A 7,144-nucleotide genomic window follows, 5' to 3' on the forward strand; every position below is an offset into this window, starting at 1 on the left:
AAAATATACTGTAAAATCAAGGTTTTTCAGAATTTTGCTAAGGTAGTGCCGTGGCAAACAAATAATACGCGTATCATATATTTTTTACTCCTAACTTATCTCGGATTATCTCGGTTTTTCCTTATTTTTAGGGCATTTGCGCACTTTTTCAGTCTATCGACCATTTTCCCATTTCTCGGCTTTTTTCGGCTTATCTCGGTATGTTTATTCCATCAAATGGTCTAAAAATTGGTCTAAATTGGACTGTTTTTTCAAGTTTAGACCATCGGCTTTTTTGCTGATATTTGCCGTTCACCAATGGCTGATTTTTTATAAAAGCCATTGTATTCTCTGGTCTATCAACCACTCTTACCAAGCTTAATCACCTGATGTGAATCTTCCTTCATACCAAGCTGCTTCACTGTCTCAGCCTCTGCCTGCTTCTTAGCAAGCTTCTCAACCTCTTCTCTCGCATCATCCAGCTTAAGATGAGTATAGGTGTTGAGAATGACGCTGATATCCGAATGCCCCATCAGATACTGAAGCACCTTAGGATTCATTCCGGACTTTGCCATATTAGAGCAGTACGTATGTCTGCATACATGAGGTGTGATCTTCGGAAGCTGAATGCGATAAATGCTGTTATACTTATCAACTGCGTGCTGGAAGTACTTCTCCCAGTGCATAGCCACCATCGGTTTCCCGTCCTTATCGAAGCAAAGGAATCCTGAGTAGCCATCAATCATCGGCTCCACCTTAAGCTTTGGTCTTGCCTTGATGATATTCTGAAAGCATTCATACACATCATCCTGCATCGGAATCACTCTGGTACCGGCGTAGGTTTTCGTAGTATCGATGTAAACCAACGTCCCGGTCTTCTGAAGCTGATGGTCAATGTTAATGGTTCTGTTCTCCATGTCCAGATCCTTCAGCGTCAAACCTGTAAACTCCGAAATACGCATCCCTGTCTTAAACAGAATGTACATACCGTCATAATACTTGCAGTAGTGCGCATCGTTTTTTATAAATTCGAGGAAAGTTCTTTCCTGTTTCCTTGTAATGGCCTCACGAGTGACTGCGTCATTTACCAGTACAGTAGCAAGTTGAAACTCAAATGGATTCTTTCTTAATATATCGTCATCAACTGCCATCTGAAATGCAGGTCTCACAACACCTCTGATCGAATGAATTGCTGAGAAACTCTTTTTATCCTCCTGCTGTAATTTGATGAGCCACTCCTTTGCATCGGATAATCTGACCTTGTCAATTCTCCTTGCTCCGAATGGTTCCTTTTCCAGCATATTGATTACAGTTCCGTAACCTGCTCTGGTTGTATGCTTAACTCCGGTCTTAGTTGCTATATACTTCTTCACAAGCTGAAGAACCGTCAAGCCGCCGCCATCAGGAACAATCATATCATCTAAATCCTTGTTGATTGCCTTCTCCTGATCTCTTAAAGGCGCATTATCTTTTTTGCCGGCTGGAATACTATCAGTAGCCACCAATCTCCAACTGTAAACTGTCTTGCGCTTACCATTGGCATCAATGTATCTATACTTATAGCGTCCATCCGCTTCCTGGCTCTCTCCTGTGCGAAGAATGCGATTTTTACTATCGCGTCTCTTTTCGCTCATTGAACATCGTCTCCTTTCGATTGAGGGAGCCATGCTATAATATTTATTTAACATAGTCCATAGTATGTATCCGACTATGTATCAATATACTATCACATACACGGCTCCTTTTCCACAAGAAAATTGAAAAATTTTTATGAACTAAATCACATTCATCTGACTGTCCATATACTTTTCAAATTGCTCACGCTTGATCAGTGCTCTGTTTCCGTTCCAGAGGATAAAATCCTCATCCGAATGCTCCTGAACAAACATCTTCAGTTTCTTGTAGCCAATCCCGAAATACTCCGATGCTTCATTAAGTGTTAATGTGTACTTCTGCCACCAAGGCAATTCTCTTTTTTCGATACCGTTCATCTCAGGCACGTCTCCTTTCCAATCCGGTCCGCGCTAAACGGATGTCCACCGGACATCCAGCGCCCTTCTACCTTCCTAACCGCCTTTTGACGAGATAATTCCGGTAAAAGCCGAAAAAAGATAAAAAAAATAGACCTGCAGGATTAACTTTTCTGAAGGTCTAGGTAAACGCATTATGTCCATGATTACAATTATGATTTTCTATTCTTTTTATTTTTATATTCCGGCCTCATCTTTTCAATTGTATGTATTGCCGATATCCTCTCATCATCACAAACAGCCTTATCCAATTCCATCAACTTATTTACCATCATGTGACGATTATTATGACTATCACGCTTGCTAGCGTTTTCCCAAGGTTCTTTTCCCGGTCCGTTATAAACCTCATAGATATTACCACCTTTATTCAAGTACAGAACAATAAGGTATTCCGGCTCATGATTGATGACAATATTATCCTGCTGTGAAATCTTAATCTGAACCTTTTTTCCATCAACTTCTCCATCATGAGCAACCGCCGATGCAGTATATAGTTCCACACCGTAATAATAGGCCGCCATAACTTCTCCGATGCTTCCCACAAGATGCCCATCCAAAGTGAAATGTCTCCCTGGAAAATCAGCCTCCAATTCATTTACAATACCAATAAGCTTTTGAACCTGAAGCTTGATATTATTCATCTTTTCTTCCGTGTATGATATTCTACCTGTCATTTATCCATTTCCTTCACTAACAAAAGTAATTATCAAATTCCTTCTTTGCCTCAACCATTTCATTTGACGAAAAAGCACACAGCTTAACATCAACATTATAGTCAGGGAAGTCCTGCACGAACTTATTATAAGCTCTGCAGCATTGTTTTGTAGACTCAGCAACCGGATTAGGCAAATTGCCTCCAAATATTCCTGCACTTATCAACGGAAACGAGATGCTATGATACCCATTTTCCTTTAGTACAACTAAAGAATTGTAATATGCCTCAAATAATTCCTTGAAAGCAGAAGGCGTTCTGCCAAAATCAGGTCCAACTGCGTGTATGATTGCTTTTGCATTAATCATATTAAAAGCAGGCGTGATTACTGCTCCACCATCTTTTACCGGTGTTTGATGTTTATTACAAGCATCAGTGAGTTCTCTCATACCAGCTTTTTTAAAAATCACACCACATATTCCGCCACCAGCCCATAGACCGCCATTAGCAGCATTAACTACAACGTCTACTTCCTGATCTGCACAGGAACCATTTATCAAAGTTATCTTACTATTACTCATCTGCATCTTCCCCCTCTATCTTTTGCTTCATTTCCGAAATTGATTTAAGAAAATTCATTATTGTCTCATCAATAGTTCCACCGCCAATATCACCACTGAATTTTCTCTTTCTATTATCTTTATATGTAATTGTCAATTCATAGCTGCATCCATCACAAACACGACAATCTACGGTTTCTGTCCAAGGACGATATAGCCATATAACTTGATTGTAGAAATCATTTACTCTATCTGATGAAATACGAATCTCATCCTTATCCAGAACTCTTCGACTCGCCCTCGGATATGCAAAATACTTGATAGTTCCATCCGGGTATACTTCGAAAGCCCATTGTTCTTCTGTTAATAATTCTGAATCCATAAATCCCCAGTTCGACCAATATCTAAATCTGACTTTAACAATGTCTTCAGCAAGAAAATGATCAACGCTCCATTCAAATTCACAATCTTTACAGAACTTATCTGGCATATCACAGCCATCAATATAGACCTCACAACCTCCAAGTTTCAATTCTCCTGCAACAGCTGCTTCCATTGCCTCCGGAGCAGGATAACCATACATAATCGGTATAATATTTTCAGATTTGCATTTTGGGCATATACATTTAGCCATAAGCGTTACCCTCCAATCTTTTCAATGTTCCACCACATCGTACAATATCAGCTTAGCAGAATTGCAGTCCTAAAAAATGTACCCTATAGATATGAAATCCGACCTTAACTATAATATCGGCTTTTTTCAGCTTTTTTGCAACAAAAAAAGCCTGCAGCATCAGAATTTTCTCCCAACACCCGCAGGCTCACATTTCCTTATTCACTTATACTCTCTGGCAAAAATCCAACGAAATCCATCCAGCTCCAGACTTCAGTTTTCCCCATCCTGCATCAGCACCTTTACCGTCCTTAACCTCCAAGATAGTAAACACCCCAACACCTGTATATGCACCAGTCTTAGCTGTATTCGTTCCAGCACCCTTTCTAATATTCAAATCAGGAATACTTACCTTCACCATAAACGGACAATCCGCATTAGTCATCCCAGCTGCAGCATCATCTGCCACCTCAGGATAAACCTGCTTGCCGTTCCAGTCATAAACCTCATATCCCGTATGCTTATCAGCCATAGCCTTTGCATTGGCAAGTACAGTATAAGCGCCAAGCTGAGACTTTGCATCATCCCAACTCTTCCTTACCCTATAATACTTAATCACTGTATCACCAGCGCCACCAGAAGAACCAACATCGTACTGAGTGAGCTTCCATTTCTCAATAATGTTACACAGCTTCTCCACATAGGTCACCGAAGTCGCATACCCACCATCCTTGATGATCTGCACTGCCTTCTTATAATCCGTACACCCTTTCAGCCCATCATATCGAGGCTTGCTACCCTTCTTCGCTCCAAGCAGATAAGCACTATGGTCTGCAATGGAATCTTCCACACAGCTGTACCTTCTGAAATCAGCCGTGATGGTCATATAGCTTCCATCGGCATTCTGCTCCTGTGTCTTCTTGGTATAAACAGAACTGCCATCCCAGGTGCTTCCGCACCAGGTATTACCACTCAAGGACTTCTTCATACCAAAGCAGTTATTCGCCCCCTGAGCCAGTTCTGATTTTCCATAACCACTCTCCAGAATAAACTGCGCCATAGACACGGATGCCAAAATCCCTGACTTCTTTTGGTCAGCTGAAAACAATGCACCAATCTTGGCAATCACCTGTGCCTCCGTCAGATTCTGGAACTCTCTTGCCTGCATCCCTGAAGGAATCGCTTCTGATTCTCCACCGCTAAGTCTCGCTGTAACCTTCGCAGCCAAATCACCCAGCCTTGCATAAAGCCAGTTCCCCGGACAACTCTTATTGGCAAACCATCTGTGAACCGTGATGAGCATCTCATCCTCCTTTGGCTGATAGCTTAAAGATTTCCGCTTATCTCCAAACCAAAGCAGCTTCTTCTTGCCATTTCTCTGGCAGATATCCACGCACAGATCAATCAACCTGTCATAGACCACCTCATTCATAGCATAAGGTTCCACCTTGCCGGATGCACACTCAATGGTAACCGCTCTCTGATCATTCTCATTGCTGGAAGTACACCAGGAACGATTCTTTTCTTCGACATACATGCCAACCCTGCCATCCTTATCAATGCCATAATTGGAAGAGGCCTGGGTGGACGGTCTGTAAAACCAATCTCCCAAGCCTTCTGCGCTGCACTGTCCTACAACACAGTGCGGTGATATTCTGTCAATCTTGTGGGTACGCTGTCCTGAATGATTCGGACTAAGCTTCGTATAAGCCACAAGCGGACTGTTTGTATATCCCATTCTTACTCACCATCCTTTTTGTCCTCTTCACTGCGATCATGCAGTTGCTCCAACACCTTCTTAAGCTTCTCCGGAATCGGCAATCCTAAATGAGCCGCATTCTCAAGCAAAGAAATCCCCTCATTGCTGAGATAAAAAAAGATCACCGCCGTTCTTAAAATAGAACCATTTCCGATGACCTGCACATCCAACACATTTGCAATTCCTACCAGCATAAAGATAAGTACCTTTCTGCAGATTCCCTTGAATCCAACCTCCGAAGAGAGCTTCTTATCTGCAATCGCACACATAATTCCCGTGATGTAATCCGCCACCACAAATAAAAGCAATGCCAGAATCAAACCATCACACCCTCCCAGGAAGTACCCAATCCAGCCGCCGATTCCCGTAAACACCAACTGCACAATACTCCAAAACTCTTTCATATCCTCTCATCCTCCTTAAAATGTATATAGAAAAAGCAGCTGCCCCTCTTAGAGCAACTGCCTCATCCCATAATTCCATCCCTATCAGCTGTCCTCTTCCGTCAGCTCATAGGTAATCTTCATCATCTTATCCGTAGTCTTCTTCACCACGGCAGTACTCAGATTGTTGATACTGGCCAGATACGGTGTCAACAGAAAGCACATTCTGTAATCCGAACCATAGTTACCGCCCCAGCCAAAGCAGAATTCCTTGTACTGAAAAAGCGGCGTACCCAGATTCAGAAGCCTTGTACTTCCAACCGTCTGCACTACCGTATCATCCGGCTTAATCTGATAATCCCATCCGATAATCAGGTCATTTACCATAAACAGATAATTCGCACAGGTTCCGGAACCGGTCTGAGACTTCCCGGCAGAAGTAAATCCAAAAGGAATCAATGTCACATCCGTGGAATTGTTGAGATTGATTTTATAGATTCCTGCATCATCATAAGCAGTCAGATACAGATAGCCATTCCGGATGACACCTCTCACACCACGCTGTGCATAAGTATCGACCTTGAAATACCCGATTGCCTTCAAATAACAGTTGGACAATGTCCATACACCTTCTGTCATGGTGTAATCATCCTTTTTAATCTTCACCCAGTACATCTTTGCATCCCCGGAGAAATTCGCCTGATTGGCAAACCCATACCAGTACCCGTCATGCCCGTCCAGAAAATCCCCATAAGGCGTATAGCTCCCCAGAAACTTAAAGGTACTGCAGGGAATGACCTTCTCTTCCAGCAGGTCATTGGTCGTATCATTCAGCCTGTCATTCAGTCCCAGAGTAAACACCGGAATCCTTCTCTTATGGATAATCACAGAGCTGTCCTGGAACCGCATGTTGATCAGGATATTGTTCTCAAAATCCACCTCCACCGCACTTAACAGCTCCGCAAGTTCTTCCACGGTCTGTGTTTCAAGCCTTGTCTCCATAATCTGATAAAAGGCAGCCTTGGAATTCTCCATACTGCCATAAGCAGCCACACCGCCCTGCTTAGAAGTCAGTGCTACCGCAGCAATGGTTCCATTCCCCTGGCTTGGTGTAAACTCCCACACAAACCGGTAACCATTATCAAGTGGCTTACTCTCTGTCAGATTC

The 7,144-nt window shown here is 42.6% G+C and carries 8 protein-coding genes; all 8 read right to left on the minus strand.

Annotated features, from left to right (window positions below; genetic code table 11):
- Positions 1–338: 338 nt before the first annotated feature.
- Complete coding sequence (locus ACTNES_RS18185; protein ID WP_441040300.1) at positions 339–1,613, minus strand: tyrosine-type recombinase/integrase; 1,275 nt, start codon at positions 1,611–1,613, stop codon at positions 339–341.
- A 141-nt stretch (positions 1,614–1,754) separates the two neighbouring features.
- Complete coding sequence (locus ACTNES_RS18190) at positions 1,755–1,970, minus strand: excisionase (protein WP_441040301.1); 216 nt, start codon at positions 1,968–1,970, stop codon at positions 1,755–1,757.
- Between the two features lie 191 nt (positions 1,971–2,161).
- On the minus strand, positions 2,162–2,683 hold the full coding sequence (locus tag ACTNES_RS18195) for a DUF6998 domain-containing protein (RefSeq protein WP_441040302.1): 522 nt from the start codon (positions 2,681–2,683) through the stop codon (positions 2,162–2,164).
- A gap of 16 nt (positions 2,684–2,699) precedes the next feature.
- Positions 2,700–3,242: a macro domain-containing protein gene (locus ACTNES_RS18200; protein WP_441040303.1), complete on the minus strand. Its 543-nt coding sequence runs from the start codon at positions 3,240–3,242 to the stop codon at positions 2,700–2,702.
- A complete protein-coding gene (locus ACTNES_RS18205; protein WP_441040304.1) occupies positions 3,235–3,855 on the minus strand; it encodes a hypothetical protein in 621 nt (206 codons plus the stop codon). The genes ACTNES_RS18200 and ACTNES_RS18205 overlap by 8 nt, the downstream gene beginning before the upstream one ends.
- Before the next feature lie 205 nt (positions 3,856–4,060).
- Positions 4,061–5,572 carry a glucosaminidase domain-containing protein gene (locus ACTNES_RS18210; RefSeq protein WP_441040305.1) on the minus strand — a complete coding sequence of 504 codons (1,512 nt, stop codon included), beginning with the start codon at positions 5,570–5,572 and terminating at the stop codon, positions 4,061–4,063.
- Between the two features lie 2 nt (positions 5,573–5,574).
- On the minus strand, positions 5,575–5,997 hold the full coding sequence (locus ACTNES_RS18215) for a phage holin family protein (RefSeq protein ID WP_441040306.1): 423 nt from the start codon (positions 5,995–5,997) through the stop codon (positions 5,575–5,577).
- 84 nt (positions 5,998–6,081) lie between these two features.
- A partial coding sequence (locus tag ACTNES_RS18220; RefSeq protein ID WP_441040307.1) for a hypothetical protein occupies positions 6,082–7,144 on the minus strand: 1,063 nt, incomplete at its 5' end.

It is taken from the genome of Blautia sp. HCP3S3_D9 (genome assembly GCF_052063845.1).
Classification (GTDB): domain Bacteria; phylum Bacillota; class Clostridia; order Lachnospirales; family Lachnospiraceae; genus Blautia_A.

Excerpts from the sequence above, each read along its gene's own strand:
- ACTNES_RS18185 (WP_441040300.1), bottom strand. The coding sequence starts at position 1,613 with ATGAGCGAAAAGAGACGCGATAGTAAAAATCGCATTCTTCGCACAGGA.
- ACTNES_RS18190 (WP_441040301.1), bottom strand. The coding sequence starts at position 1,970 with ATGAACGGTATCGAAAAAAGAGAATTGCCTTGGTGGCAGAAGTACACA.
- ACTNES_RS18195 (WP_441040302.1), bottom strand. The coding sequence starts at position 2,683 with ATGACAGGTAGAATATCATACACGGAAGAAAAGATGAATAATATCAAG.
- ACTNES_RS18200 (WP_441040303.1), bottom strand. The coding sequence starts at position 3,242 with ATGAGTAATAGTAAGATAACTTTGATAAATGGTTCCTGTGCAGATCAG.
- ACTNES_RS18205 (WP_441040304.1), bottom strand. The coding sequence starts at position 3,855 with ATGGCTAAATGTATATGCCCAAAATGCAAATCTGAAAATATTATACCG.
- ACTNES_RS18210 (WP_441040305.1), bottom strand. The coding sequence starts at position 5,572 with ATGGGATATACAAACAGTCCGCTTGTGGCTTATACGAAGCTTAGTCCG.
- ACTNES_RS18215 (WP_441040306.1), bottom strand. The coding sequence starts at position 5,997 with ATGAAAGAGTTTTGGAGTATTGTGCAGTTGGTGTTTACGGGAATCGGC.